This is a genomic window from Paraburkholderia sp. BR10936 (assembly GCF_040965735.1).
GTDB classification, from domain to species: domain Bacteria; phylum Pseudomonadota; class Gammaproteobacteria; order Burkholderiales; family Burkholderiaceae; genus Paraburkholderia; species Paraburkholderia nodosa_A.
This window is the reverse complement of record NZ_JBFRCM010000005.1, coordinates 41,792-68,755: the sequence shown is the minus strand read 5'-3', so window position 1 is coordinate 68,755 and position 26,964 is coordinate 41,792. Positions and strand designations below refer to the sequence as shown.

Annotated in this window: 28 protein-coding genes and 1 pseudogene; 14 read left to right on the top strand and 15 right to left on the bottom strand. The window is 64.8% G+C overall.

The genetic code is table 11. From position 1 onward, the window contains the following. Nucleotides 1–46: 46 nt before the first annotated feature. From AB4Y36_RS12540 to AB4Y36_RS12530, 3 genes are all read right to left on the bottom strand, one after another. Entirely contained in the window at nt 47–823 is a 777-nt protein-coding gene (locus AB4Y36_RS12540; RefSeq protein ID WP_069263232.1) for a DUF4118 domain-containing protein, read from the bottom strand. Nucleotides 824–1,063: 240 nt separating this feature from the next. Then, the gene (locus AB4Y36_RS12535; protein WP_368683114.1) at nt 1,064–2,398 is read right to left on the bottom strand and encodes an AAA-associated domain-containing protein; all 1,335 of its coding nucleotides are present in this window, start codon (nt 2,396–2,398) and stop codon (nt 1,064–1,066) included. A 170-nt stretch (nt 2,399–2,568) separates the two neighbouring features. Further along, the gene (locus AB4Y36_RS12530; protein WP_176732856.1) at nt 2,569–2,709 is read right to left on the bottom strand and encodes a hypothetical protein; all 141 of its coding nucleotides are present in this window, start codon (nt 2,707–2,709) and stop codon (nt 2,569–2,571) included. A 511-nt stretch (nt 2,710–3,220) separates the two neighbouring features. On the opposite strand from AB4Y36_RS12530, the gene AB4Y36_RS12525 reads away from it, so the two are divergent. The 4 genes from AB4Y36_RS12525 to AB4Y36_RS12510 all read left to right on the top strand — a co-directional run bounded on the left by AB4Y36_RS12525 (nt 3,221) and on the right by AB4Y36_RS12510 (nt 6,243). After that, nucleotides 3,221–3,589, top strand: a complete 369-nt coding sequence (locus AB4Y36_RS12525; protein ID WP_069263236.1) for a hypothetical protein — start codon at nt 3,221–3,223, stop codon at nt 3,587–3,589. A 98-nt stretch (nt 3,590–3,687) separates the two neighbouring features. Beyond that, nucleotides 3,688–5,166 (top strand): carbohydrate porin, encoded by a 1,479-nt coding sequence (locus tag AB4Y36_RS12520; RefSeq protein WP_368683113.1) that lies wholly within the window; start codon nt 3,688–3,690, stop codon nt 5,164–5,166. Nucleotides 5,167–5,368: 202 nt separating this feature from the next. Continuing rightward, nucleotides 5,369–5,884, top strand: coding sequence for a hypothetical protein (locus AB4Y36_RS12515; RefSeq protein WP_368683112.1), 516 nt, complete (start codon nt 5,369–5,371; stop codon nt 5,882–5,884). 161 nt (nt 5,885–6,045) lie between these two features. Beyond that, entirely contained in the window at nt 6,046–6,243 is a 198-nt protein-coding gene (locus tag AB4Y36_RS12510) for a hypothetical protein (protein ID WP_141710627.1), read from the top strand. Nucleotides 6,244–6,250: 7 nt separating this feature from the next. Here the strand turns inward: AB4Y36_RS12510 and AB4Y36_RS12505 are convergent, their stop codons facing one another. The 4 genes from AB4Y36_RS12505 to AB4Y36_RS12490 form a co-directional block, all read right to left on the bottom strand. Beyond that, nucleotides 6,251–7,273 (bottom strand): hypothetical protein, encoded by a 1,023-nt coding sequence (locus tag AB4Y36_RS12505; RefSeq protein ID WP_368683111.1) that lies wholly within the window; start codon nt 7,271–7,273, stop codon nt 6,251–6,253. A gap of 130 nt (nt 7,274–7,403) precedes the next feature. Then, a complete protein-coding gene (locus AB4Y36_RS12500) occupies nt 7,404–7,991 on the bottom strand; it encodes a LysR family transcriptional regulator (protein WP_368683110.1) in 588 nt (195 codons plus the stop codon). A 181-nt stretch (nt 7,992–8,172) separates the two neighbouring features. Further along, nucleotides 8,173–8,991 carry a sulfotransferase gene (locus tag AB4Y36_RS12495; protein WP_368683109.1) on the bottom strand — a complete coding sequence of 273 codons (819 nt, stop codon included), beginning with the start codon at nt 8,989–8,991 and terminating at the stop codon, nt 8,173–8,175. Nucleotides 8,992–9,349: 358 nt separating this feature from the next. Next, the gene (locus AB4Y36_RS12490; RefSeq protein WP_368683108.1) at nt 9,350–9,739 is read right to left on the bottom strand and encodes an ester cyclase; all 390 of its coding nucleotides are present in this window, start codon (nt 9,737–9,739) and stop codon (nt 9,350–9,352) included. Nucleotides 9,740–9,992: 253 nt separating this feature from the next. Between AB4Y36_RS12490 and AB4Y36_RS12485 the strand changes: the two genes are divergently transcribed. Together AB4Y36_RS12485 and AB4Y36_RS12480 are read left to right on the top strand one after the other, a co-directional pair. Next, nucleotides 9,993–10,391 (top strand): GNAT family N-acetyltransferase, encoded by a 399-nt coding sequence (locus tag AB4Y36_RS12485; protein ID WP_342948668.1) that lies wholly within the window; start codon nt 9,993–9,995, stop codon nt 10,389–10,391. 114 nt (nt 10,392–10,505) lie between these two features. Then, nucleotides 10,506–11,855 (top strand): cation:proton antiporter, encoded by a 1,350-nt coding sequence (locus AB4Y36_RS12480; protein ID WP_368602661.1) that lies wholly within the window; start codon nt 10,506–10,508, stop codon nt 11,853–11,855. 61 nt (nt 11,856–11,916) lie between these two features. Here AB4Y36_RS12480 and AB4Y36_RS12475 read toward each other — a convergent pair whose 3' ends face one another. Genes AB4Y36_RS12475 through AB4Y36_RS12465 form a run of 3 tightly spaced genes read right to left on the bottom strand, consistent with a single transcriptional unit; the run spans nt 11,917 to nt 13,017 of the window. Continuing rightward, nucleotides 11,917–12,348, bottom strand: coding sequence for a CBS domain-containing protein (locus tag AB4Y36_RS12475; protein ID WP_069263251.1), 432 nt, complete (start codon nt 12,346–12,348; stop codon nt 11,917–11,919). Nucleotides 12,349–12,381: 33 nt separating this feature from the next. Next, entirely contained in the window at nt 12,382–12,564 is a 183-nt protein-coding gene (locus AB4Y36_RS12470) for a hypothetical protein (RefSeq protein WP_069263253.1), read from the bottom strand. Between the two features lie 51 nt (nt 12,565–12,615). Then, complete coding sequence (locus AB4Y36_RS12465) at nt 12,616–13,017, bottom strand: BON domain-containing protein (RefSeq protein ID WP_342948671.1); 402 nt, start codon at nt 13,015–13,017, stop codon at nt 12,616–12,618. A gap of 154 nt (nt 13,018–13,171) precedes the next feature. Here AB4Y36_RS12465 and AB4Y36_RS12460 point away from each other — a divergent pair, with 154 nt between their 5' ends. The 3 genes from AB4Y36_RS12460 (at nt 13,172) to AB4Y36_RS12450 (ending at nt 14,761) form a co-directional block, all read left to right on the top strand. Next, nucleotides 13,172–13,333, top strand: a complete 162-nt coding sequence (locus tag AB4Y36_RS12460) for a DUF1328 domain-containing protein (RefSeq protein WP_042267338.1) — start codon at nt 13,172–13,174, stop codon at nt 13,331–13,333. A gap of 72 nt (nt 13,334–13,405) precedes the next feature. Next, nucleotides 13,406–14,425, top strand: coding sequence for a chemotaxis protein CheB (locus tag AB4Y36_RS12455; RefSeq protein WP_368683107.1), 1,020 nt, complete (start codon nt 13,406–13,408; stop codon nt 14,423–14,425). 48 nt (nt 14,426–14,473) lie between these two features. Next, nucleotides 14,474–14,761, top strand: coding sequence for a DUF1488 domain-containing protein (locus AB4Y36_RS12450; RefSeq protein WP_069263263.1), 288 nt, complete (start codon nt 14,474–14,476; stop codon nt 14,759–14,761). A gap of 9 nt (nt 14,762–14,770) precedes the next feature. Here AB4Y36_RS12450 and tkt read toward each other — a convergent pair whose 3' ends face one another. After that, nucleotides 14,771–16,888, bottom strand: coding sequence for a transketolase (gene tkt / locus AB4Y36_RS12445; protein ID WP_368683106.1), 2,118 nt, complete (start codon nt 16,886–16,888; stop codon nt 14,771–14,773). Nucleotides 16,889–17,068: 180 nt separating this feature from the next. On the opposite strand from tkt, the gene AB4Y36_RS12440 reads away from it, so the two are divergent. The 4 genes and pseudogenes from AB4Y36_RS12440 to treA all read left to right on the top strand — a co-directional run bounded on the left by AB4Y36_RS12440 (nt 17,069) and on the right by treA (nt 20,727). Next, nucleotides 17,069–18,094, top strand: coding sequence for an SDR family oxidoreductase (locus tag AB4Y36_RS12440; RefSeq protein WP_368683105.1), 1,026 nt, complete (start codon nt 17,069–17,071; stop codon nt 18,092–18,094). A gap of 148 nt (nt 18,095–18,242) precedes the next feature. Next, nucleotides 18,243–18,356: pseudogene (locus AB4Y36_RS12435) on the top strand (3-oxoacyl-ACP reductase); the annotation flags it as partial. A 67-nt stretch (nt 18,357–18,423) separates the two neighbouring features. Continuing rightward, nucleotides 18,424–18,726, top strand: a complete 303-nt coding sequence (locus tag AB4Y36_RS12430; protein WP_368683104.1) for a chemotaxis protein — start codon at nt 18,424–18,426, stop codon at nt 18,724–18,726. A 306-nt stretch (nt 18,727–19,032) separates the two neighbouring features. Continuing rightward, nucleotides 19,033–20,727 (top strand): alpha,alpha-trehalase TreA, encoded by a 1,695-nt coding sequence (gene treA, locus AB4Y36_RS12425; RefSeq protein ID WP_368683103.1) that lies wholly within the window; start codon nt 19,033–19,035, stop codon nt 20,725–20,727. Nucleotides 20,728–20,755: 28 nt separating this feature from the next. Here the strand turns inward: treA and AB4Y36_RS12420 are convergent, their stop codons facing one another. Continuing rightward, complete coding sequence (locus AB4Y36_RS12420) at nt 20,756–21,052, bottom strand: hypothetical protein (RefSeq protein ID WP_368683102.1); 297 nt, start codon at nt 21,050–21,052, stop codon at nt 20,756–20,758. Nucleotides 21,053–21,315: 263 nt separating this feature from the next. Between AB4Y36_RS12420 and AB4Y36_RS12415 the strand changes: the two genes are divergently transcribed. After that, on the top strand, nt 21,316–22,155 hold the full coding sequence (locus AB4Y36_RS12415; protein ID WP_368683339.1) for a TauD/TfdA dioxygenase family protein: 840 nt from the start codon (nt 21,316–21,318) through the stop codon (nt 22,153–22,155). Between the two features lie 116 nt (nt 22,156–22,271). Here AB4Y36_RS12415 and AB4Y36_RS12410 read toward each other — a convergent pair whose 3' ends face one another. The 3 genes from AB4Y36_RS12410 to AB4Y36_RS12400 all read right to left on the bottom strand — a co-directional run bounded on the left by AB4Y36_RS12410 (nt 22,272) and on the right by AB4Y36_RS12400 (nt 26,901). After that, nucleotides 22,272–24,404, bottom strand: coding sequence for a phosphocholine-specific phospholipase C (locus AB4Y36_RS12410; RefSeq protein ID WP_368683101.1), 2,133 nt, complete (start codon nt 24,402–24,404; stop codon nt 22,272–22,274). 149 nt (nt 24,405–24,553) lie between these two features. Further along, nucleotides 24,554–24,829: a hypothetical protein gene (locus tag AB4Y36_RS12405; protein ID WP_342948677.1), complete on the bottom strand. Its 276-nt coding sequence runs from the start codon at nt 24,827–24,829 to the stop codon at nt 24,554–24,556. An 11-nt stretch (nt 24,830–24,840) separates the two neighbouring features. Then, the gene (locus AB4Y36_RS12400; protein ID WP_368683100.1) at nt 24,841–26,901 is read right to left on the bottom strand and encodes a LamG-like jellyroll fold domain-containing protein; all 2,061 of its coding nucleotides are present in this window, start codon (nt 26,899–26,901) and stop codon (nt 24,841–24,843) included. Nucleotides 26,902–26,964: the final 63 nt, after the last annotated feature.

Below are 26,964 nucleotides of genomic sequence, written 5' to 3'. Positions count from 1 at the left end.
GGCTGGCGCTTCGGCAGCGGCCAGCTCCAAGTCGAGCGTCGCCATGTCAGCTCTCCGTGCGCAGCACGAGAAAATCGCCTGCGTGAGTGGTGAAGCGTTCGCAGTTGCAATTGACGTGCCGGTACTCGCGCCTGGGCTGCTCGTTGCGCAGACGCACGCGATGATGGCCCGGCGACAGTGCGTGCGTGAGGCGCTGCACGTCGTCGGGATGCAGCGCGTCGAAGAGCGGACCGGGCGCGACTTCGGCGGCGGCCGGCAGCGCTTGCGACATGCTCTGTCCCACGCTCGCGCGCTGGGCGGCATTGCGCTCGAGCCCCTTGATGAGGATGAAGCCTTCATGATGCTGCGCGAGATGCCGCAGCAGGCGATGCGTTTCGTCGACGGCGCGGCGCGCCAGCGCGCGCTCGTTGTCGTGGCGCAGCAGCATTTCGTAGCGGGACTGCGCGACGGAGGTGATCAACTGCGCGCGAAACTGCTCGCGTCGCAGACGCTCGATCAGCGTAATCACGATGATCGTGACGAGCGGATAGGACACCATCAGGATCACATCGCGGGTGTCGAGGAATGTAATGTAATTGTAGGGAGGCACGAACATATAGTCCGCAATGGCGAGACCCAGCACCATCACGGTCAGCGCAGGCGCGAGGCCGAGGAAGTATTCGACCAGCGAAGCGGCAATACAGAACGTCGTGCCCGGCATCATCGGGCCGAGCAGGGGATGGAGTGCGAAGCGGATGGCGCTCGCGAGCACGAGCGCGCCAGCGGCAATGCACCACCGGCGCGGGCCTCTTGGCGCCCAGAGGCGGGCGTTACGGACTTTCATGGTTTCCCGGGTCGCCCGCCGCGTGACGGGCCGTCGCGCGCGTATTGCGCATGGGCAATCGCTGACGCCTTAGTTGTGAGCAGTGCAAGGAATTCGACAGGAACGGCAAAACGGAGCAGCGGTGACCGGCCTGTCACCGTCAGCCCTCTGACGATTTTTGCGTGTCCCGGATATTACCACTGTTTACAATCATCGGATCAGCCGTGCGAGGCCGCCGGGAAACCGTGGGAGCTTTAGACGTCAGGCTTCCACGTCGGCCAGGCTGAAGATTCCGGTCTTGTCGTTATACGAAAAGATTTCGGCGTAGCGGCCCCAGGCAATCACGGTGTCGAGCGTTTCCTCTGCGGCGTCGTCGGCAAGCAGATCCTCCAGTTCCTGCTCGAAGCGCACGCGCGGGGCGCGATGTCCAGGGCGCTCGTTGAGCACCGTGTTGATCCGCGCGGCCAGCGGCACGTTGCGCAGCAAATGTTCGGCGAACATCAGCTTGCGCTCCTGCGTACTGAATTCGTTGAAGGTCTTGCCCGCGTGCGTGAGAACCACGTCGCCTTCGCTGACCTCCGCAAAGCCGAGATACTGCAGCATTTCCGCGACCGGGAAGAGCTCGTCGACCTCCAGTTGCAGCGCTCGCGCGATTTCCGGCATGTCTGCGCGGCCGTTGTAAGGCGCGGCGGCCAATGTTTCGATCAGGCCCGCCATCAGGTTCACCGACATGCCCGGCAGCCAACTGCCCGGTTCGAGTTCGGGTTTCGCCGGGCCGCCCGGCTGGCGCGCGGTCATTTTCGCGTAGATCTCGTCGACGAGCGCGCGGAACGCCGGGTCGAGGCGATTGCGCGGGTGCTTGAACGCCACCGGAATTTCGGCCACCACGCGGCCGGGATTCGACGACAACACGAGAATGCGGTCGCACATGAATACCGCTTCCTCGATGTTGTGTGTGACGATCAGCACCGACTTGATCGGCAGGCGGCCTTGCGTCCACAGGTCGAGCAGGTCGGTGCGCAGCGTTTCGGCAGTGAGCACGTCGAGCGCGGAGAAGGGCTCGTCCATCAGCATCAGCGTGGGATCGACCACGAGCGCGCGTGCAAAGCCCACACGCTGGCGCATGCCGCCCGACAGCTCGCGCGGATAAGCGTTTTCGAAGCCGTCCAGACCGATCAGGTCGATCGCCGCGAGCGCGCGCTTGCGCCGCTCGTGCGGGCCGACGCCGATCGCCTCCAGTCCGGCCTCGACGTTTTCCAGCACCGTGAGCCACGGGAACAGCGCGAAGGTCTGGAACACCATCGCGACGCCTTCGGCCGGACCGCGCAGCGGTTTGCCGAGGTAGTTCACGTCGCCGCTGGTAGGCGGAATCAGGCCCGCGATGATGCGCAGCAGCGTGGACTTGCCGGAGCCCGAGCGGCCCAGCAAGCCGACTATCTTGCCTTCACGCAGCGTGACGTCCACGTCGTCGAGCACCAATTGCTCGCTCGGGTTCTTGCCGAAGCCGCGGCACACGTGCTGGACGCACATCACGTCCTGGCCGATGCGGGGCCGCGTCTGCGCCATGTCGGGAGCGATCGTTTTGAGGTTTTGCATGAGATTGATACTCAATCAAGGCGAAGACAGGACTCGGCATACGCGTACAACAGCCGATTCATGGCGAAACGAAAAGCGCGCGAAAGGGAATATTCAACTCACGGCCACGATCAGGGAGCGCTTCGCTTTTTCAACGATGGCGAATCTTCGTGACCGGAGTTTGGCAGAACTTAGGAAAGCCGGGACTTGATGCGGCGCCACAGATTCTTCCAGGGGTGACGGCGGACAGGTTCGAGCGACAGCAGCGCTTCGTAGTGCGCGCGCGCCTCGTTGACGTGAGGCAGATGCGACAAAAGCAGACCGAAAATCATGATGTTTCTCCGGACGTCTGGCGTGTATGGGCGAGTGCGAAGCCCGCAGACGCGGGCGCTAGCGCTCGCGAGGTTGCGCCAATGCCAAGCAGAGCAGAGATTCGATTCTGAAGGTTGAAACAACGCGATTGAAAGAAATGGGAGTCTGCGGGGCTGTTGCTGCCCGGCCTCGTGTTTATGCTTTTTTTACTTGCTTTTTGGCCTGCGTGCCCAATACAATCCGCCCCGTCATAGCAAAGGAGTCCTCCGTGGACGCATGTTCTAGTAGTGGAAGTCCGATGCCGGCCAGCGCCGGCAGCACCACCGCGAGATAGTCGCCGCAGGTTCACTCCTTCGCCGCTAACTCGCTTACGCCGGGTTAGCGCGCTCCGTTACTGACTGGTCTCAGTCGCCTTCGCGACCAGTCTGCCAGCAGCACGCTCCCTCTTGTCGATTGCCATTTGCAAGCTTGCTTGCAGGAATGGCTGCGCTTTCGCATTTCGTCCGCTTTTGAAGCGGTCAACGCGGGGGGATGATGTTCGTCTTTCTCTTTCCTGTTTTTCAGCTGCGCGCGTTGCGGGCTGTCTGCCGTCGCGCACGGGCGCTGATGGCCGCAGCGGCGCTCGCCTGCCTGCACGGCTTCGCTTTCGCGGCTGCGGTTCGCGCCACGCCCGCCGGCGTGCGCCGCCGTTCGCTGCACCTCGCACGCCGCGTCGCGCATGTGGCGGCGCGCGGCGCGCTGCGCACCGTTCACGCGGGGCATCCGCTCACGCCCACGGGTTACGTGCTTCTCGGCGCGACCGTAGCCGCAGCCGCACTGGTTTCGCTGCTGTGCGCGTCCGCTTGCGCCTGCACCTCCGAGCCGGAGCGTCCTTTATGGCGGCATTCGGGCTTCGCGTAGAAAACCTGCGCGCCGGACACAGTTTCATCAAGCTTCGCAGGCACGCTCTGCGTTGAATAGCGGCCTCGTCCGCAACTTACTACAGCCCCACAAATACTATGAAAAACATCCTCAAGAGCAGGCTGCTCGGTTCTTGCGCACCTATTACACTGAGCGCGGTTCTCTCGCTGGGCGTCGTGCCCACCGCCTTTGCGCAGACCAGCAGCGATAATGCGTCCGCTCAACCGGCTCCGCCTGCAGCTGCTTCGTCATCGGGTGCAGCGGATCAGCAACAAGCGCCCGCTGCCGATCAGAACGCTGCCGCGCCCACGGGCCTTTGGGAACGCTCGAATCTCTTCGGCGACATGGGCGGCTTGCGGCCTTGGTTCGCCCAGTACGGCTTGTCGTTCGGCCTGCAGGAAACCAGCGAGTACATGGGTAACGTGAGCGGCGGAACGAGTCGCGGCGGCGCCTATCAAGGCGTCACTGAGTTCAGCCTCGGCATGGACACGCAAAAAGCGTTCGGTTTGCCTGGCGGCATCTTCAATGTGTCCGGCTTCCAGATTCACGGCACGAGCCTGACTTCGCGCAATCTGCAAACGCTGCAGAACGCGAGCGGCATCGAGGCCGATGCCTCGACCCGCCTGTGGGAATTGTGGTACCAGCAGACGTTGCCCGGCGGCAAGGTCGACGTGAAGGTCGGTCAGCAAAGCCTCGACCAGGAGTTCATGGTCAGCCAGTATGCGAATACGTTCATGAACGCGACGTTCGGCTGGTCGGTGGTGCCGTCCGTCGATCTGCCAGCGGGCGGCCCTGCGTATCCGCTTTCGTCGCTCGGCGTGCGCGTGCGTGCTACGCCTACGGACGCGATCACCGTGCTCGGCGGCGTATTCGACGGCAACCCGGCGCCGGGCGATGGCGACCCGCAAAAGCTCAACGCGAGCGGCACGAATTTCAACCTGGGCAATGGCGCGCTGGTGATCGGCGAAATTCAATACGCAATCAATCAGCCGCCCGCCAATAATTCGGATCCCCAACCAGGTGGCATGCCCGGTACCTACAAGCTTGGCTTCTGGTACAACAGCAACCGCTTCGCCGATCCGGCAACGGGCGTGACGGGCGTGGGCGGCCCGGTCAGCCATCGTGGCAACTACAGCATTTATGCCGTGGCGGACCAGATGGTGTGGCGTCCGAGCGCCGATAGTCCGCAGTCGGTGGGCGTGTTCGCGCGCGTGATGGGCGCGCCCGGCGACCGCAACCTGGTGGACCTCGGGATCAACGCGGGCGTGACGCTCAAGGCGCCGTTCAAGGGACGCGACAACGACGTGGCCGGCCTGGCCGTTGGCTACGCGCACATCGGCTCGCATGCGCAGGACTACGCGAGCGCCCAGGCGGTCTCGACGCCCGGCTACCCGTCGCGCAGCGCGGAGACAGTTCTGGAAGCGACTTACCAGTATCAGATCGCGCCATGGTGGCAATTGCAGGCGGATTTTCAGTACTTCTTCCGCCCGGCCGGCGGTATTCCGGACCCGCAGAACGCGTCGCGGCGTATTGGCGACGAGGCGGTGTTCGGCGTGCGTACGACAGTCGCGTTCTGACTGGAAAACGCCGCTCCTGCCGCTGGCTTGGCGGGGGCAGGAGCATGCAGGATGACGAGGCGTTGCGTGGTCTGCCCGAAAATATGGGCGAAAGACGAGGGAAGACCCCGATTGGTCGTACTTGCGATTGATCTAGACTCCAGGGGCAAGTGCTGCGCAGCTATTCGATGCGGCACCAGTTTCCAGACGCAGATTTCGTTCCATGAAGCATCCGATCCAGGGATGGCTTTTGGGTGTCTCTCTGCTGGCGCTTGCCAGCGTCTCGGCGGCCGAACCCACCAAGTCGGCGCACACCCAGAAGCCCGTCCAGAAGCACGTCCAAAAGCACGTCCAGAAGGACGCGAGCGGCCGCGCCCCGAAACACGCCGTTGCGGCCGCACCGGCGCCGGCGGCGCCATCCGTCTCTTTGCCCGCCATTGCGAAGCGCTTCGAGTACCAGTCGCCGTTTGAACGGCAGTACGACGCGCATCTGGCGAAGACCACCGCTGCAACGCCTGGCACTCCGGATGAGACCGGCGGCGCGGTCGATGCGGCAGGCAACGGGGCGCGCACGCCCGGAGCTCAGGTTGACGGCAACGGGATCCCCAACCAGGCGCTCCATCCGCAAACGCCGCCGCTCGTCACGGTCGGCGACTGGGATCTCTCCGCCGATGCGCATCTTCCGCTGTCGCGCTCGCATGACACCGGGGCGGCGATCAGCGCCCGGCATGGGTTCTAACGCGCGAGCCGAAAACCCCCGCCACCCCGCTTCCTTACCGTCGCGAGGTAATTGGTAAGGCATAGCCGTTGTGACACGTTGCTCCCGGGAATGCGAACGAGGCGAGTCAGTAAGCTGACAGCCTCAACTTCCGCAAAAAAATCCTCCCGGACCCACGCCCCATGTCACAACGACGCCCAACCTGTTCGCGCATTCTGGGTCAGTTCCTGCTCCCCGTGCTGCTCAGCTCGACGCTGATGCTGCAGGGCTGCGCGACCACCGCGGAAAATATTGCCCTGGGTTTTGGTCTCGGCTCGGTCGGTACGATCTCCGCCCTGGGTTGCCTGCTCGCCTGCCAGATGAACGACGCGCGCTGGTAGCCGGCGCTCAGTAATACATCCAGCGCCCATACTGCGGCGACCAGTACACCCAGCGTGCCGGCGGTTGCTGGTACTGCGCGCCCCACGGTGCGGGTGGCGGGTAATAAGCGGGCCGGGGCTGAGCGTACACGGGCTGCTGCTGCGGGTATTGCTGCTGGGCGTATTGCTGCGCATATACCGGTTGCTGCTGCGCGTAGGCGGGCGGCTGCGCGTAGGCCGGCCGCTGCTGCGCATACGCCGGCTGCTGGGCATAGCCATACGGCTGGGGCGGCGGCGCGTATTGCTGGGCCTGCGGTGGGACTTGTTGCTGGACGCGTGGCTGCGCCGGTTGGTAGTAGGGCTGGGCGTAACCCTGGCCTTGCGTCGAGTAGATCTGCGCAGAGCGCGGCGGCTCCGGTTCGTCGACGGTTTCGTCGCTCGCCAGCGACTCCGGCGGCGCGACGTCGTTCTGCGCGGGCGGCGTGGCCGCAACGGGGCGATGGTTCGCACTCGCCTGCGCGTAGGCGTGCGCTTGCGGCTGCGGTTGCCGGGCGGCCGCAGCCGGCGCTGCGTTGGCTGCGTGCGCGACGGTGGCGCGCGCGTTCGTCTGCTCGGGCGCCGCCGCCGCCGCCGCTGCGGCCGGAGCCGCGGCGGTGGAGTCCTGGACGTCTTGCGCCTCTTGAGTCTCTCCCGCGCTGTGTTCGCTTTGCGCGCCTTGCCCATCCGCGAGCGGCTTGACCACGACCGGTACGGTCATGACCGTCGAGACCTCGCCCGCGTCGCTATACGTATGCTTGATGTCGAGGATAGGTTTCTGCGCCGCCGCGCCGGCGGCCTTCTTCGCTGGCGCTGCAGCAGGCGCCGCAGCGGGAGCCGCCGCCTGCGCCATCTCCTCCCTGGCTGCCTTGTAACCCCGGTCATAGGCTGCCTGGACTTCGCGGTCCTGCGCCGTGGCGTCTTCCTCCTTGCTATAGGCGTGAGACGCTGCCGATATTGCGCAGCCCGTTGCAAGCAATGCGATGGCCGTCGCGTGCCGTGCGGTCGTGTCCATGGAGGGACCTCTAATTCTGTTCTTTGATGATCTCATCGTACTACGCGGCTGATGACATTCAAGCGGCGGAAAACCCCCTGGGTATGCAGACGAACGCAAGCGCTCACCCCGCCGACGCTTGCGCCAGCAATCACTGCCGGAATGCGGCGAGGCGGCTCTGCTTGACGTCGGTCGTGCGGCACGAAAGGAAATGCGTTTCGCGTAAAACGCGCGTGAAGCGGTCGGCGCCGACCTCCACCAGATCGCCGCGCGCAAGCTCGCGCTCGGCGAGGCGCGTGCTTTCGAGCACGATGCCCATGCCGTCGGCCGCCGCCGAAATCGCCAGCGCCGCGCGATCGAACAACGGGCGCGGCCGGTCGGTCAACGGCAGACCGTTCGCGGCGAAGCGGTCGCGCCAGGTCACGCGGCTCCGTGGGCTGTCGATCAGCGTGGCCTCCTGCATCAACGCTTCCACCGAGGCTGCGCTCGCCAGCAACGCGGGCGAGCACATCGGCACGCGGCTCAGGCTGTCGAGCAGGCGCAGCGCCACCGGGGTCGGATCGATGCGGCGATTGCGCCGGTTGAAGATCGGCCGCCCGAAATACGCCTCGAGCTCCTTGACCTGATGGCTGATCGCCGACGGCGTGAGATGGAGTTCGCGAGCCGCGAGCGCGAAGCTCTGGAGCCGTGCCGCGGCTTCAAAGTCGCGCCGCAGCACAAAATTCGGGATTTTGCGCATGGGGCCCCAACTCTTCTGAACGGTGGGCTTGGGAAATCGCTTCCAGGCCTGCCATCACGAATCGCGCGTAGTCCAAAACAATTGCGTCACGTTTGGTGCAAGCGGCGGCCAGAACCGCCGCTTGCACTCGCCTCGGGACGCCAGGCGAAACCGCGCATGCCAGGCGCTGCTTGCGCGCAAGTTATCGGGATTCCGAAAGAGTTGCCGATGCGCAATAGCCGAGCTGCGTCGCCGCCTTTTCGGCGAGTGCGAGGAGCGCGTTGTCCGTCGTTGGCGTGGGCGGCACGACGTAGAGATCGGCGATATCGGTCACCGGATCGCTGAACGGCGTTGGGGCGCTGCGCTGGGCGTGCAGAAAATCGCGCATCGGCGCAGGGTCCGCGAGGCCCAGAAAACGGCTGATGCTGGCGATCGTCGTATCCGCATCCTCGATGAGATTGCGATAGCCGATCGTCAGCGTCTGCTCCTTCGGGATTTCGGCGAAGAAGTCGATGATCTCGCTCACATACTGGCCCCAGACGCGCACGCCGTCGTTGACGGACCCGATCCAGTGCTTGCGCACCAGAGAATTGGCAACCCAGCCAGGATCGCGATGAAGATGGATGAAGCGAGCGTTGGGCAGCAACTCGTGGATAAGCCTCAGGCACGATCCGGAGCGCGGCAAGCGCTCGATTGCGCCGGTGCGCCCGGAAAGAATCGTCGGATCGGCGTAAGGGGGATGCTTGTCGCCCCAGATCGGTGCCGACATGTCGAGGTCTTCACGATAGAAGCGCTCGACCCAGGCGCCGAGCGTGCGCCGGCTATAAGCGTTGAAGCGGTCTCGGCAGGCCGCGCCAAGAAGATCGGGGCGCTGGCTGTCCACATCCAGCATTTCCTTGACCAGCGCGAAAATACGGCATTCGTTGGTGAGCTGGATGTGCGGGTGCGCATTGAGAACCGAGCAGAGGAACGTCGTTCCCGAGCGGGGTGCGCCGACAATGAATAGCGGAAAAGAATGCATTCTGCCCTCACCTCTGTTGCGTCCTGCGCCATGGCTTCGTTTGCATCGATCTTACCTGCCGACGCTGGCGCGAGACTGACGCCGCGATGGCCAGGGTGACAAAGCGGTTATGCCGGCCGGGCTACCGGGCAGCGTGAGAGCTAGCGCCGGGAAGGTTGATTGCGGCCACAACGAAGCCCGCATTGGCGAGCACTTCGCCCAGGTCATGGGGAAGAAAGAACTGCGGATACGAGGAGTCCGAATGCGCAGCACTTTCCGCACTGCAAGGTGAGTCATCCTGATTTCCTGCCGCATGCGCGTCTGCGCAACTGGTCACGCTGCCCGAAAACCACGGCAATCGTCACTGCAAGCCGGTTTCTCATGACAGTTGCGCCTCGATTGCAGCCTTGTCGATGACCGACCAGACCTGTGCGATTTTCCCGTCGCGCCAGGCGTAGAAGACATTTTCCGAAAACACGATGCGCCGCCCGTCGACAGGCACGCCGAGAAAGACTTGTCGAGGCGTGCAATCAAAACGTAAGCGGGTGGCAACGAGCGGCGGCTCGACGGCAAGCAGTTCGATTTCGAAGCGCAAATCGGGAATGTCGTGAACGTCCCGTTCCAGCATGGCGCGATATCCCGCGAGGCCAAGCGGGCGTTCGTTGTGAATCGCGTCCTGAGCGACGAATTCCCCGAGAGAAGCCCAATCGCGCCGGTTCAGGCAGTCGATGTAGCGCCGGTAAAGGGTGCTCAGTTGCTGTGCGTCCAATACGGTCTCCTGATCGGATGACGAAGCATACGCGATGGTAGACGAAAGCGGCGTGAGGGGCCTCGAACGCGCCGTATGGGCATGCGAACCGTGCGCGCCCGGTCTCCCGCGCCCTGGCACCCTCCTTGCGCATCCAGGATGCGACGAGATCGGGAGGGCATGAGCAATGAAAGACATATCGGCACTCGCAGTGGTGCGAAGAGAGAACGCGTGCACGCTCGATGCACGCATTCTGCTCGACGAGATGAGCGCCATGCTGGCGCTCTACCGTGGGGACAGCGTGCAGTCGCAGTTCTACCTGGGCGACCTGGGTTCGGCGCGCAGCGCCTTTGTCATGGCGCGCACCATGGATGGCCTCGCGATCGGCTGCGGCGCGCTGTGCCGCTTCTCGTTCGAGGTGGCCGAATTCCAGTGCCTCTACCGTCGGCCCGAATGGCCTGGAACCGGCACGGCGATTCTTCGTTTTCTCGAGACGGTGGCGGCCGGGGCGGGCTATCGGCGCGTCATTCTTCAGGCGCGCGAAGCCAACCGGCGCGCGATCGCGTTTTATCAACGGCACGGTTACGAGCGGGCTGAGCCGTTCGCGGATTGTGCCGGTTTGAGCGACGTGCGGTGCTTCGCGAAGGCGCTCCCGCTCCGCGCGGACGAATGACGCTGCCCCTCCGCCCGCGCGACGGGAGGCACAGAGATTGCGGGAACGAGGGGTTGGGGCGCGGGCTGCGGCCCGCGCACCGCCGCAACTATCGACTAGGAGGGACGTCTTTCGATGCCGGAGGAAGCACTGTGGTTTTTGCTGATCGGCGTGCTGCTGATGTTCGTGGCGCTCGCGCGCGGCCCGATCGCGCGTCTACCGCTCACGGGCGCGATGATCTATCTGGCCGTGGGCGTGGTCGTCGGACCCGGTGTGCTCGGGCTCGTGCATGCCGACCTTGCGCAGAACGTGCGCACGCTCACCGTCGTGGCAGAAGCCGGGCTCGTGATTTCGCTGTTTTCGGTCGGCATGCACCTGCGCGTGCGGCTACGCGACCGCCTCTGGCATTTGCCGCTGCGCCTGGGCGTGCTGGCCATGGCGCTCAGTGTCGCGCTGATGTACGCGTTCGGCGTGGCGTTGGGTGCGGCCACCGGCGTGGCCCTGTTCCTTGCCGCCGCGCTCGCGCCGACCGACCCGGTGCTCGCCAACGAGCTGCGCGTTCATGAGGCCGGCGACGCCGAGCCCGTGCGATTCGCGCTCTCGGGCGAGGGCGGCCTCAACGACGGCGCGGCGATGCCGTTTGCGCTGCTCGGCCTCGCGTTGTGCGGCGTGCATGGTGTCGGCACGCAGAACGCGGCGGCATTCGCCGGGTGGGTGGCGTGGGGCATCGCGGGTGCGCTCCTCGTGGGTGCCGTGCTCGCTACGCTGTGCGTGCGCATCGTGTTCCATCTGCGGACTCGATATGGCGAAGCGGTGGGCCTCGACGGCTTCATCGCGATCGGGTTGATGTCAGTGACCTACGGCGTGGCGCTGCTGCTGCATGCGTACGCGTTCGTGGCCGTATTCGCGGCGGGCGTGGCGCTGCGTCACGAGGAACTGCGCGCAACGGGCGAGCGCCGCCCTGCAGAAGCGCTCGAAAGCGTGCAACTCGGCGAGCGCACCGAGGTCGCGAAAGACCCGCAGCGCGCGCATGCCTGGCTCGCCGAAGGCATGACGGGCTTCACACTGGAAATCGAGCGGCTGGCCGAGTTCTCGGTACTGCTGATCATTGGCTGTGTGATTTCCGCGCATTGGCGCGAGATGCTCGATCTGCGCCCCGTGCTGTGCGCACTCGTGCTGGTGTTCGTTGCGCGGCCCCTGGCCGTGTTCGCGGCAATGGCGGGTTCGCACGCGGACGCGCCGCAGCGCGTGCTGATGGCGTGGATGGGCATACGCGGCGTGGGTGCGTTCTACTACGCGGTGTGGGGCATCGACGAGGCCGGCGACGTGTTGCGGCCCGTGCTGCCCGCGGCACTCGACGCGATCGTGCTGTCCGTCGTGCTGCACGGCGCGACGGCGGGCTACGTGCTCGAACGCTATTACCGGCGCCAGGAAGCGCTCGCAGCAGCGGAGCGCGGCGTGCGCGCGAGGCAAGCGTACGACTAGCCGGCGGGTGGCGCGGCACGCATCGATGTAGACCCGGGTCGTGCCGCATCCAGCCCGATGGTTACGGCACGCGCCGCTGGGAAATGTCTTCGAGCGTATTGGCGATGCGCTCGCGCTGCGCGCCGTCGCAGCGCGTGGCGATGTCGCCGAGTGAGAGCGTGCCGACCAGTTCGCGTTCGTGGTTCACCACCGGCAGCCTGCGCACCTGCGCCTCCGCCATGCGGCGCTGAACGACGTTCACGTCTTCGTCCTCGTAGCACCACTGGACGCCCGACGTGGCCACGTGCGAGACCGTTTCCTCGCCCGTGCAACCCTGGGCAAGCCCGCGCATGGCGAGGTCGCGGTCGGTCACCATGCCGACGATCTGCTCGCCTTCGCATACCGGCAGCGCGCCGATGTCATGGTCGCGCATGAGCTCTGCGGCGTGCCGGATTGTCGTATCTGGCGCGATATGGACGACCTCGCGTGACATCACTTCGCGAACCTGGGTCATTGTCTTCTCCTTTCGTGGTTGTCGTGTCTTTTCTCATGCAAATTGCGCCGCGCGCTCGAACCGCTCGGGCGGCACGTGCGGCGGCGGATCGCCTTCGGGCAGCGTGGGCGGCGGGCGGTCGTCCGGTTGCGGCGGCAGCGGCGGGCGTTGCGGGTCGTCCAGCGGATCGGGCGGCGGCAAATGAAACGACGTCATGCAGGCGTACGGCATCGGCATGAATAACTCCTGTGGAGAGGCCATGGCGGTTGGAGGTGAGACACTTGCGTGCTACTGCGGTTTGGACACTTTCAGCTCGTTCGTTACGTAGACCACGCCGTCGAGGCCGTGGACCACGCTTTCGGCCTTGTCGCGCTGCGCCTCGTCGGGGACGGTGCCCGTGAGCGTGACGGCGCCGCGCTGGGTGGTGACGTGCACGTCGCTGGAGTTCACGCCGTCTGCAGCCATCAGCGCAGCCTTTGCGTGGGCGGTGATGAACGTATCGCTTGCCTCGCCGCCGTACCCCGGATTGCCCCCCGCGAGATTGTGCGGCGGCAACTGATTGGGCCGCGCGGCGTGCTGAGACTCGCCGCTGCCCGCCTGTGGGCTACTCTGGGAAAGCGCCAACTGCGTGCCGAGCACGGCACAGAGGCCGACGAGGCCCGCGCGCAAGGCGCATTGCAACGGGTACATGGTAGCCTCCTTCACTTTGAGAGCCACAACTTGCCTGCCGCAACAGGCGTGCCGCAGCACTCAGCGCGTCCCGAGACACGCATCGCTCTCGCAAAAGCCGGTTCGGGCACAGCCGGTGCGCATAGGCGGGGAGACCTTTTCAAAGGAGCCGGCAATGCTTTACTACGCGATCGTTTTCTTCGTGATAGCCATCATCGCGGCTGTGTTCGGATTTGGCGGGATTGCGGCGGGCGCCGCGAGCATCGCCAAGATTCTGTTCGTCATCTTCGTGATTCTCTTTCTGGCGAGCTTGCTATTTGGCATCACGAGGCGATAAACATTCCCCGGCGGCGGTCAAGGCGCCACTTCGCCTGGGCATGCATGATGCGCGCGCCGGGGAGAAAGCGGCATGGAACCGTTGAAAATCGTGGTCATAGCCGCTTCGCGCGACGGCTTTTCTGCGCTGCGTACGCTCGCGGCCGGGCTCCCTGGCGATTTGCCGGCCGCCGTGTGCGTGGTTTTGCATATTGGCCGCCACAAAAGTACGCTGCCCGAACTGATGTCGCGCAGCGGTCCGCTGCCAGCCGCCCACGCCGCCGATGGCGAAGTGATGCAGGCGGGCCGGATTTACGTGGCGCCGCCCGACCGGCATCTGATCGTCGAGAAAGGGCGCCTTCGGCTCTCCGATGGCGCAGCCGAGAACTTCTCGCGGCCCGCCGCCGATCCCTTGTTTCGCAGCGCCGCCATGGCGTACGGCAGCAAGGTGGTCGGCGTCGTGCTGAGCGGCGATCTCGACGATGGCTCAGCGGGCCTCGCAGCGATTCGCGCGTGTGGCGGCGCGTGTCTCGTGCAGGATCCGCAGGAATGCGAAGCGTCGTCCATGCCTGCAGCGGCCCTGCGCGCGGTAGACGGCGCGGCGACGGTGGCCGGCATTCAGGACATGGCTGCCGCGATCGGCGACGCCGTGCGTGCGGCGCCATTGGCTACCCTGGCTAAGGAGCGTGCCATGAAAGCGGGCTCGCAAACTGAAGAGGAGGCGCGTGTGGCCGCGCGCGGGTTCGTTTCGCCCGAAGAACTCGACAACGTCGGCGAACGCACGGCCCTCACATGCCCCGAGTGCGGCGGTACGCTCTGGCAGATAAAGAACGCGCGTCCACGCCGTTACCGTTGCCATACGGGTCACGCGTTTTCGGAGATGTCGCTGGAGGAGGGCATCGTCAGTCACGTGGAGCGCGCACTGTGGACCGCGGCGCGCTCCGTCAGGGAGCACCTGGTGTATGCTCGCGAACGCAAGGACTGGGCTCAGCGTTCCGGCGACAGCGACTTCCTCGTAGTCGAAAGCGCGCGCGTGGCGAGGGCGCAGGAACTCGAAGCCATCATGCTTGAAGCGCTACGCGCGGTGGCGCGTACATCCGGCGTGAGCGGCTAGGACGCGTCGAGCAGATTGGTCGGCAAGCAATTCAGGAGTCCATCGATCATGAAAATCACCTTTCCCGAAGGACCGGTCGAGTACGACACGGAGGAGCTTGCGCTAACCTTTGTTGCCGTGGCGGATTCCGTCCCTGTAGACTGTGCCATTACGGCCGAAGCGCTGGAAGACCGCTTCGGCGCGAGATCGCTGCGCGAGCCCGATCTGCGCCAGGCATTTCACCGCAACCGCGACGCAATCGAAGCGGCGGCCGCCCGCCTCATCGAAGAGACGGACGGCAAGCCCGTGATGCTGCACAGCGGCTATTTGCGCATGTACGGCACCGGCAGGCACTGACTACTCGTACTACTCGCCCGCGCCAGCCTTGCAGCGCGCAATCTGCTTCTTCGCTTCTTCGACCACGCGCTCCGGCGTGAAGCCGAATTTGGTCTTCAGCGCCTTGAGCGGCGCGGAGGCGCCGAACGTGTGCATCACGATCTGCGAGCCGAAGCGGCCGACGTAGCGGTCCCAGCCGAGTGTCGCCGCCTGCTCCACGGCCACGCGTGCATGGATGTGCGGAGGCAGCACCGACTCGCGGTACGCCTCGTCCTCCAGTTCGAACACGTCCCATGACGGCATTGAGACCACGCGCGCTGCGATGCCCTCCTGTTTCAGCGTCTCATAGGCGGCAATGCAAAGCGAAACTTCGCTGCCCGTGGCGAGCAGCAGGACTTCGGGCTGCTTGCCGTCGGGTGCGTCGGCGAGCACGTATGCGCCGCGCCGCACGCCTTCCGCGCTCGCGTATTTTTTGCGGTCGACGGTGGGCAGCGGCTGGCGCGACAACACCAGGCAGGCCGGTTCGCGCGAACGTGCGAGCGCTACGCGCCAGGACTCGGCGACTTCGTTGGCGTCGGCGGGGCGCAGCGTGAGCAGGCCCGGCACAGCGCGCAGCGAGGCGAGCTGTTCGATCGGCTGGTGCGTGGGTCCGTCTTCGCCGAGGCCGATCGAATCGTGCGTGAACACGAAAACGACGGGCAGCTCCATGATTGCGGCGAGCCGGATCGGCGGCTTCATGTAGTCGCTGAAAATCAGGAACGTCGACGCGAACGGCCGTAAGCCCGAAAGCGCGAGGCCATTGGAGACCGCGCCCATGCCATGTTCGCGAATGCCGAAGTGCAGGTTGCGGCCGTCGTAGTGATCGCGCTCGAAGCTGCCCGCGCCTTCGAACTTGAGATTGGTTTTGGTCGAGGGCGCGAGGTCGGCGGCGCCGCCGATCATCCACGGCACGCGTTGCGCAATGGCGTTGAGCACCTTGCCCGACGACTCGCGCGTGGCCATGCCCTTTTCGTCGGCCTCGAAGGTGGGAATATCGGCGTCCCAGCCGTCGGGCAGCTTGCCATCGAGCATCAAGCTCAGTTCCTTCGCTAGCTCGGGGTAGCGCTTCGCGTAGTCGTCGTAGCGTTGCTTCCATGCTTCGTGCTCTGCCTTGCCACGCGCGCCCATGCCTTGCGCGAAACGTTCGTACACGCCATCGGGTACGAGGAAATGCGCGTCCTCGGGCCAGCCGTACGCGCGCTTGGCGAGGCGCACCTCGTCCTCGCCCAGCGCCTCGCCGTGCGCCGCCGCCGTGTCCTGCCGGTTCGGCGCGCCCCAGCCGATGATGCTCTTCACCACGATGAGCGTCGGCTTGTCGGTCACGGCCTGCGCTTTTTCGATGGCGGCTTCGATGGCATTCATGTCGTTCGCGTCGTCCACGTGCAGCGTGTTCCAGTGGTAGCCGCGAAAGCGCGCTTCGACATCGTCGCTATAGGCGAGGTCGGTATGGCCCTCGATCGTGATGCGGTTGCTATCGTAGAACCAGATCAAATTCGACAGACCCAGATGGCCCGCGAGCGAAGCCGCTTCATGCGAGACGCCTTCCATCATGTCGCCGTCGCCGCACACCGTGTAGACGCGGTAGTCGAAGATCCTGGCGTCCGGGCGATTGAAGTGCTGCTCGAGCCAGCGCCCGGCCATGGCCATGCCCACGCTGTTGCCGAGCCCCTGGCCGAGCGGCCCGGTGGTCGTCTCGATACCTGTCGTCATGCGATATTCCGGGTGCCCCGGCGTCACGCTGTCGATCTGGCGGAAGTGTTTGATATCGTCGAGCGAGACCGCGGGCTTGCCCGTGAGCTTGCCATTTTCATCGATGGCCTGCACGCCCGCGAGGTGCAGCAGCGAGTACAGCAGCATTGAAGCGTGGCCGTTCGAGAGCACGAAGCGGTCGCGATTGGGCCATAGCGGCGCGGCAGGGTCGTAACGCAGATGATGCTGCCAGATCTGGTACGCAAGCGGCGCGAGCGCCATGGGCGTGCCGGGGTGGCCGGAATTGGCCTTTTGCACGGCGTCCATCGACAGGGTTCGGATCGTGTCGATGACGAGGCGGTCGAGATCGGATGGGTCGGCTTTCGTGGGCCTGGCATTCGACGATGAGTTCGATGACATGAGCGGAGACTCCTCGGCAGGGGCGCACTGCAACCGGGCGGCAGCGCGCGAAGGGATGGACGCGCAAACGCGGTGCCAGCCAACGCATGGCGGTTTGCACCGTACTCTGGATCGCGTCTGGAACCGATGGGCATAGCCTTTGCGGATTGAGACTACTCCTCTTTCCGATTACCGGCCCCGATGCGCACCACATCACAACGCAAAATTGCTCTCATCACCGGTGCGGGCGCGGGCGTGGGCCGCGCCGCTGCGCAAGCGTTCGCGCGAGCGGGCTACGACGTCGCGCTGCTGTCGCGCGAACCCGAACGGCTCGCGCGGGCCGCTGCGCAATTACAGGCAGCCTACAGTGTGCGCGCGCTCGCGGTGCCCACCGACGTCGCCGACGCACAAGCCGTCGAAGCAGCCGCGGCGCGGGTCGAGCGCGAACTGGGCGACATCGACGTCTGGGTGAACGTCGCCATGGCGACCATTTTTGCGCCGCTCTCGTCGATCTCGCCGCACGACTTCGAGCGTGCGACCCAGGTGACGTATCTCGGCCAGGTGTACGGCACGATGGCGGCGCTCGCGCGCATGCGCACGCGCAATCGCGGCGCGATCGTCAACGTGGGGTCGGCGCTCGCCTCGCGCGCAATCCCGCTGCAATCTGCGTATTGCGGCGCGAAGTTCGCGGTGCGCGGCTTTACCGACGCCGTGCGATCGGAGCTGATTCACGATGGCCTCGACGTGCACATCTCGCTGGTCGATCTGCCCGCCATCAACACCCCGCAGTTCGACTGGGCAGCCAACCGTACCGGGCAGGAGGCGCGGCCCGTTGCGCCCGTGTATGAGCCCGAAGTCGCCGCGCGCGCCATTCTGTTTGCTGCGCAACATCGGCGGCGCACGCTCTGGCTGGGCTGGTCCACGGTGCGCGCGATCATTGCCGACCTGATCGCGCCGGGACTGCTCGACCGCTATCTCGCGCATGCAGGGTATCGCGGACAATTGACGGGCCACCCGCGCGCGCCCGACGTGCCCGACAACCTGCATGCACCCGTGCCGGGCGAGATCGGCGCGCACGGCCGCTTCGACCGTGAAGCGCGCAATGGCGGCGCGCCGCTCTTCACCGATCGCCACGTGCATGCGTTGATGGGCGGTGTGGCGATGGGTGTCTTTGGCGTGGCGATGGCATTCGCACGTTTGCGCAGGCAGGCGCGCTCACGCAGGTAATCGTATCGCTAGCGCACGCTCGCCGCTCACGTTCGGCACGCAGGATGCGCATGCGCGCTGGTGCACCTCACCGACGTACGCGACGGCGCATCGGTGCAAGCGCTCATCGACGCTACGGTCGCGCGTTTCGGGCGCTTCGACGTGCTGTATCGCGGGCGTAATCGTGTTTCTCGCGAGCGAAGACGCGCGCTTCATCACCGGTGCGAATATTCCCGTGGATGGCTGGTCGAGCGCTTCGACCGGGCAGCCGCGGCGGGCGTGAGGGCGCGCGTTGCAAGGCACGCGTTCTGCGCGCGTCGTAGTCGCATCGACAATACAAGGAGCCTGCCATGAACAGCACGCTGGACCCCGACAACGATCTTCCCGACTCCATGCCGCCGGGGCACGACACGGGCTCGCTGGGCCCGGGCGATTCATCCGATTCCGGCAGCGACACCCAGGGCGCGAAGCGCCACGAATTCGACCGCGACACGGAACTCGACAACCATGCGCTCGAAGCGGGCGAAGACGAAGCGCAGAGCGACACCGATAGGGCGGGCACGGGCGAACGCGCCGCAGCAGACGGCGACGAATCGCTGGAACCCGACGGCGACGTGCGTCCGGATCGCATCGACGATCTGGGCGATGTTTAAACAGGTGGGCGCCCGCGATATTGCTGTCGTGCCAGGCGCCCGCACTTCTACCACATGTGTCGCCGCAGCACGGCCACTGTTACCGATGCGCCGTGTCCTTTCCGCCAGATCGGCGGCATAAATTTCCGCACTTTCACTCACTATCACGCCGCAGTTGATTCGGTGTGCGAAGTCATGCGATGCTCTCGTTGCCCGGGACCCGGCGATGCCATTGCGCATCCAGCCGGACCCGCACGCCGCAAACAAACGGCGTGAATGGGCCGGTGCGAAGAGACCAGCGAAGTGCCCCAACACCAAGGAGGCAACATGAGCACGAAGCTGCAGTCTCGCATCCACGCCGCATCGCCAAACGATGCGCATCGCATTCAAGCCAGCTTACAGTCACTCCCGCCCCGAAAGTCGCCGCAGCGTTCCCGCACTGCGATCAGCGCGGCCAGTATCGCGACGCTTTTGCTCGCCTGTGCAAACTGTTTTGCCGACACCCAGGTAGGCGCGCCGCTGCCGCCTGCGCCCGATATTCTGTACGGCGATCTGTTCGTGGCGGTGCAGACCGCTCAGATCTTCTCCGACCAGAAGACCTTCGTCGATTCGACGCCGAACACGGACCCCGCAACCATCGTTCAGCTCTACGAAACGCAGAAGAACCAACCCGGCTTCTCGTTGCAGAATTTCGTAAATCAATACTTCACGCCGCCGCCGGACCAGAGCATCACGCCGCCTGCGGGGCAGACCCTGCGCCAGCATATCGACTGGCTCTGGACCGGGCTCACGCGCACGACCACGTCGGCGCCCGACAACAGCTCGCTCGTGCCGCTGCCGAAGCCCTATGTCGTGCCGGGCGGGCGCTTCCGGGAGGGCTATTATTGGGACACGTACTTCACGATGCTCGGGCTTCAGGAGTCGGGCCATGAAGATCTCGTCGACGACATGCTCGACAACTTCGCGTACATGATCAACACCTTCGGCCATATCCCGAACGGCAATCGCACCTATTATCTGAGCCGCTCGCAACCGCCGTTCTATTCGTACATGGTGGAACTCGCGGCGCAAAAGGAAGGCAACAGCGTGTACCAGAAGTACCTGCCCGCGCTGCGTAAGGAGTACGCGTACTGGATGCAGGGTGCGAGCAGCACGCCGCGTGGGCAAGCCACGCGCAATGTGGTCGTGCTGCGCGACGGCATGGTGCTCAACCGTTACTGGGACGAACTCGACACGCCGCGCGACGAGTCGTATATCGAAGACGTCCAGACCGCGCAGCAGGCCACGGGCCGCCCCGCCAACGCGGTCTACCGCGACCTGCGCGCCACCGCCGAAAGCGGCTGGGACTTCAGCTCTCGCTGGTTCGGCGACAACCAGAACCTCTGGACGGTGCGCACCACGTCGATCATTCCGGTCGACCTGAACAGCCTCCTCTTCCATCTGGAAACGACGATCGTGCGCGCCTGCACAGTCGCGCGCGATTTCGGCTGTGTGGGGCAGTTCGCCGGCTACGCCGCGCGCCGCGCCGAGGGCATCAACCGTTACCTCTGGAACAACAAGGGCTACTACGGCGACTACGACTGGCAACTCGGCAAATCGCGCGACAACCAGACACCGGCGATGATGTATCCGCTGATGGCGGGCGTGGCGTGGCCCGAGCGCGCGAAGAAGACGGCGCAGACGATGCAGAACGTGCTGCTCCAGCAGGGCGGCCTCGCCACGTCGACCTACAACACCGGCCAGCAATGGGATGCGCCGAACGGCTGGGCGCCGCTGCACTGGATCGCCATCCAGGGCCTCAAGCAATACGGGCGCAGCGATCTCGCGCAGCCAGTCGGTACGCGTTTTCTTGCCGACGTCGAGAACGTCTATAACACGCAGCAAAAGCTCGTCGAGAAATATATCGTCGAGGGCGCAGGTGAAGGCGGCGGCGGGGGCGGCGAATACCCGTTGCAGGACGGCTTTGGCTGGACCAACGGCGTGACGCTGATGCTGCTCGATATGTACGGGGGCGGTCAGTAAGTGTGAGAGCGGACCGCTTCCGGCGCGGCTACGTAGCGGTCCGTTTTAGTTTCATTCCAGGCAATGCGATCGGAAGTCCGAAGTCCTGTCTTTCGCCGGCAGAGAACTGCGTGATTTGCCGCTGTGCGTAAAGTGCGAGCGCCGGCGCTGCGGTTCCAATGCGCGTGAGCGACATCTGCGGAAGGTGCTTTTTGCCCACGAAGAAGAGACCGGTCAGGCAGTCGTCTTCTTGCGGATCGATCCGATCGGGGCGCGCGTCCAGATCGAACAGACGCCTGACGCGCGGCGGAAGCTGCCCCACGACCGGCATCAGCGACATCGGCAAGGTGACTTCGAGCGCGTAGCGGATTCTGGCCAGATTTGGACATAAGTATTCTGGCCCTGAGCGCCGGTCTGCGACTTGTGCAGCCGTATGTCTTAACAGCGCCTTTATGACTCGAACGGATTAACGTATCGGATTTGCTTCGTTGTCAGCCGGTGGCCGGATCACGTAGATTGAAGCTGTTGCTTACCTGAAAGGCATGCTGCGTGACTACCACCGCGACATTTACCGCTTCTGCGGCGTCGAACGCGTCCCAGTGCTTCGACATTCTTCCCTTGAGTGCCCCGCTCGGCGCGGAAGTGGTCGGCCTCGATCTCGCAGAGCCGCTGTCGCGCGAAGATTTCGCGCGCATTCATCGCGCGCACCTCGATCACCATGTGTTGGTGCTTCGCGACCAACGCATCACGCCGGAGCAGCAGGTCGAATTCAGCCGCCGCTTCGGGCCGTTGCAGATCCACGTGCTGCATCAGTTCGCGCTGGCGGGCCACCCGGAGGTGCTGATCGTCTCGAACATCGTGGAGAACGGCAAGCCCATCGGCCTTGGCGACGCGGGACACTTCTGGCATTCCGATCTTTCGTACAAGGAGAAGCCGAGCCTCGGCTCGCTGCTGCATGCACAGGAGCTGCCGGCAGAGGGCGGCGACACGCTGTTCGCCAACATGCATCTCGCATGGGACACGCTGCCTGCGCATTTGCGCAGCGCCGTCGAGGGGCGGCGCGCCGAGCATACCTATCTCGCGCGCTATGCGGAACTCCAGGTGCGCAGCCCGTGGCGGCCGAACCTGACAGCGGAACAGATCGCGCAGGTCAAGCCCGTTGTCCATCCCGTCGTGCGTACGCACCCGGAAACGGGCCGCAAGGCGCTGTTCGTGAGCGAGCACTTCACGACGCGCATCGTCGATCTACCCGAAGACGAAAGCCGCGCGCTACTCGACGCGCTGTTCGCGCACAGCGTGCGTGCGGAGCATTGCTACCGGCACGAATGGCGCGAGCACGATCTCGTGTTCTGGGACAACCGCTCGCTCATGCACCTCGCGGCGGGCACGCCCGATCATCTGCGCCGTAAGCTCTATCGCACCACTATCGAAGGCGACACGCCGTTTTGACGCGCCAGATACAGCACAGAAGAATAGCGAATCCATCGTATGTCGTGGGTGCCGGGCTCGCTCGAACGGCCGCGCTATGCGCAGCGGCCCGCCTCTGCACGAACCGCGCGGCACATTTAGCTCCCCATTGCGGGATCGCTGACACTGTCCGCCCCCGTTTCGACCCGCCCTGCAAATCGGCGGGTTACGCCGTTCTCGGCGGCGAGCGTAAAGTCATACCAGCCATTCGATGACGTCACCGACCAGTACGGCTCGACCTGCATGCCTGGCGGAACCGCGTACGTCCACGGACCATCGCTCCGGTACGCGTTCGATGTGACAGTCGTATTGGTGGCGACGCTGCCTGTGTTCATGATGGTCAGATAAACGGCGTTGTTGCCCGTGTCATAGCATACGCGAACCTCAGGATTGGGCCCGCTTTTCGCTTTGGTAACGTTGCCGGTGAACTGGCGGTGCAGGCCGTTCGGGCCGAGCACCCAAAGATCATAGGCGCCCGCATCCGCAGCGGCTGTCGTCCAGACATCCGAAAGCTCCTTGCCGGCTTCCACCGTGTAGCGGTGAGGTGGTTTGTCGAGATGCAGCTTGTCGTAGACGTGAAAGACAGCGCCCGCGCTGCCAGTGTTGCTGAAGATGAGCCACACGTTGCCGTTCTTCGTGTCGACATTGGCGCTGGTGTGCAACTGATACGGCAGCGCACGCGACGGACGCGCCATTAGCGACTGCTTTGGCATCGTCTGGCTCGCGACCGAAGGCACCGGCACCGCGCCGAGCGCGCTTTGCTGCGCACTCTGGGCATCGGCGGCGGATTTGGTCGGTGCGGGGAGCGGCGCGACGGCCGTATCGTTTGGATTACTGAAGTTGAAGCAGGAGGTCAGGTCGCCGAATACTGCGCGACGCCACGGGCTGATGTTCGTTTCGCGCACGCCGAATCGCTGTTCGAGGAAGCGCAGCACCGAGGTATGGTCGAAGACCTGAGAGTTGACGAAGCCGCCCGTGCTCCACGGCGACACGACGAACATCGGCACCCGCGGGCCGGGTCCGTATGGCTGGCCGTCCGGTGCGAGCGGTGAAGAGTCGCCCGGCGGATTGGGAAGGGTGAAATATTCGTATTGCGTCGTGACCGTCGACTTGCCGGCATAAGTGCCGTTGCCATTCGGGGAAGGCGGGTTGGGCGCAGGCATATGGTCGAAGAAGCAGTCGTTCTCGTCGTAGTTCACGAAGAGCACGGTCTTGCTCCAGACATCGGGATTTGCCGTGAGCGTGTCGAGCAGTAACTGGAGGTAGTAAGCGCCCTGGCCTGGGGTTGACGATCCAGGGTGCTCGCTATACGCCCCCGGCGAAACGATCCAACTCACCTGCGGCATTTGTCCCGCAGCGATGTCGTTGGCGAGGGCCTGCAGGAATCCGCCATCGGGCATCGTGTTGCCGATGCCCTTATAGAGCGGCGAAAGCGCCTCCATTGCCGGTGTATAGGGTGCGTTCGGCGAACCGGAAATGGTTTCGTTGACCTTGCGAAACACTGCGAAGCCAGCGAGCGGGTTGTCACCGTAGTTATCGGGCTGGTTCTCGTAGACCTTCCAGCTCACCCCCGCGGCTTGCAGACGCTCCGCGTAGGTGGTCCATGTCAGGCCCGTCGCCGACGGGCCGAGGCCGTCCCATCCATTGTTGTTGACGACCGCATAGTTAGAGCCGGTGGGGCCGTTCGTGCCGGTCCACATGAAGATGCGGTTCGAGTTGGTGCCGCCGTGCAGCGAGCAATGGTACGCGTCGCAGATCGTGAAGGCGTTCGCGAGGGCGAAGTGAAAGGGGAGGTCGGCGGACTGCAGATAGCCCATCGATACGTCGCCCTTCGATTTCGGCCATTGCGTCATGCGGCCGTTATCCCAGGCGCTGTGCGTGTCGGTCCACGAATGCGCGCCACCCGCAAGCAGCGCATTGCCTTTGGTGCTGTCCAGATAGAACGGTAGCACGGTGCGGCTGCCGTCGTTCTGCTGCCAGACAGTAGAGCCGCCCGGCTGTGGGATCGTGAAGCGGTCGGCGAAGCCGCGCACGCCAGGTAGCGTGCCGAAATAATGATCGAAAGAGCGGTTCTCTTGCATGAAGATCACGACGTGCTGCACGTCGTTGATCGTGCCGGTCGTGTTATTCGCGGGAATGGCGAGCGCGCGCCGGATGGCGGGCGGGAACACGCTGAACGTCGCGCCGGCCGCCGCGGCGCGAAGGAATTGACGGCGATCCAATGAAGTCATGATGTGGTGGGTTTTCTTCTACGTTGTTTTCGCGCGCAGCCGCGCGCTACGAGGGCCGAACCGAGGGGCACGCACAGGCGCTTTGCGTGGAGCGCGAACCGTGCGTCGGGCCTGCGCTGGGCACGCCTTGCGCGCGGTTCGCGTGACGTTCAAGGCGCGCAGTTCAACTGCGTGTTGAGCAGCGGCTGCGAGGCGGCCACGCCAAGGGCCGCGTAGCTGCCCGAGGCGGGCGCCGCCACGATCGCGACCGGCGCGCTTGCGCCACCCGCACCCGCGGCCGCAACCGCTCGCGCGGAAGACCCGCCGTTCGAACCGGGGCCGCAGGCCGCGAGCAGCGTGCACAGCAGCCCGGTGAGCAGCGCACCTAAGGCGCTGCGGTGCAGGTGCTGTGCGCCGTGCATTGCGGGAAAGCTATTCGCATTCATCGAGGAGTCTCTTACGGGAGAAGGGTGGAGAGCGGCTTGCCCGAAGCGAAGACCGTCTTCAGTTCAGCCTCAGTGACGGTGCGGTTCCAGAGCGCGAGGTCGCTGAACGACTGCACATCCGGGGGCGTAGCCGCGCACTTGCCAGGCGTGTAGGGCGGGGTGTCCTTGCACGCGTTCATGTAGTACTGGCCTGTGCCGTCCTCGTTGAGGCCGAAAGCGCCGAGGCCCGGCAGCTTCGACGCGGTCACCGTGACCGAGGCCGTGTACTTCTCTTCGCCGAGCACGGGATCAAACACGTAGCCCGTCATGGTCTTGCCGACCGTGTCGATTGCGAATGCTACGTAGGCCCACTTGTTCGCGGTGATGGTCGCAGCGTTCATGTCGTTGCGCGTAGTCCCGTCGCCGATATTGAAGCGCACGTTACAACTCGTGCCAGAACCCGGGAACAGCGCGATCGCGATACCGGGGTTGCCCCCCGAGTAGTAGTTTTTGTTCGAGAAGATTGGCGTGCCGTTGCCCGTGAGATTCTGGCAAGACGTCATGACCCAGAAGCCCATGGTGAACTGCGGCTGTTTCGTCACGTCGTTGTTCTGCACGAGCTTGTAGCCGTCGTACCCATTCGTGTCGACAATGTTCGTATCCACCTTGAGACCCTGGCCGCCAAACGGATCTGGCGTAAGCGAGCCGCCGTTCGCATCCGCCGCCCAGGGGCCGAGCGTGCTGGCCGCCATCTTGTCGGCGGCTGGCAGCGCGCCGAATGCATAGTATGTCGAGAGGCCGTTGGTCAGCGTCGTCGCGAGAGCGGGCGGCGGGGGCGGGGGCGGAGGGGGTGCCACATACTCGATCTGGATCAGCGACGCGAGCGGCGTATTGCCCGCGGCCACCACGTAGTTGAACGTATAGGCGCCGGTCGTGCTGACGCCGAGCTGGCTGTCTGTGTACGTCGTCGTGCCTGCAGGGAGCGTGGCGATCTGCTGGCCGTTGCGTAGCACCGAGATCGCGCCGCTCGAAGGCGGGGTCCAGCTGAGCACCGTACTCGCATTGTCGCTGCCGGTGACACCGATGAGCTGCGACACCGGCTGCTGGCCGACCAGTTCGCCGCCATCGAGTGCATACGTCACCGCGCTCGGCAGCGCACCCCAATAGGCGAGCAGCGTGGGCGTGATATCTGCAATGCTGGCGCGGGTATATAGGTCCGCGAGCGAGGTGGGGGCGGCCGGATTGGTGAGGCGCCCGTTGGGTTGCTGGTTGATGCCGATGAAGCTCGTCGACTCCGGCGCGAGGGGTAGGGCGTCGGTGCCACCCGCGGCATTGAGGCCGTGGCTGGTTGTCACGAGCACGAGCCAATTCTCCCCGCTGCGTTGCGACACGTCGCCGACGAGCGTGCCGACGGCACTGTCGAGTTGCGCGAGCGTGGCTGAATAATTCGACGAGTTGAGGCCCCAGTTGAGAGCGGCGTCTTCGGCGGAGTGATACTGGGCGACGACGAGCGAGTAGCCGTTGTCGATCATGCTCTTGCCTTGAGTCGTCACGCAGCTGTCGACTGAGGCGCAGTTGACCACGGTGTCGATGTAGCCGGCGTTCTGGTCGGGCGTCAGGATCGAGGCGAAACCGGGCGAATCGACAGCTGCACCCAACTTGCCCGCACCCGCGGACTTCAATATTGAGAATACGGTAGGCGCGTGCAGCGCCTGTTTTGGCGCGTCGGATTCGATCTGATGGCGGTCGGCCCAGGAGCCGGTCACGATCGTGGCCCAGCCGGGCATATCGAGATTCGGTTGCTGGCTGAGCGTGCTGTTCACGCCGCCACTATAGGCAGGCGCAATGTTCAGCTTCGCGAGGTTCGGCAGAGTGCCGCCCGCGATGCCTGCAGTGAGGGCGCTATAGGTTACGCCGTCGAGCTCGATCACGAGCATCTTGTTGAGCGTGCCGCTGGCTGTGCCCGATGATCCGATCGCCGCGTCGCCTGAGAAGGTCCGGTTTGCCGCCGATTGCGTGCCACCACCGCAACCGCTGAGCGCGCTGACGAGTGCGAGACCACATGCGGCGTATACGAATGCCTGTCTTGTCATGGTTATCCCCCTGCAAAGATTCGCCGGTGTATCCAGCGATTGAGGGCGATATTAGGCAGCAGG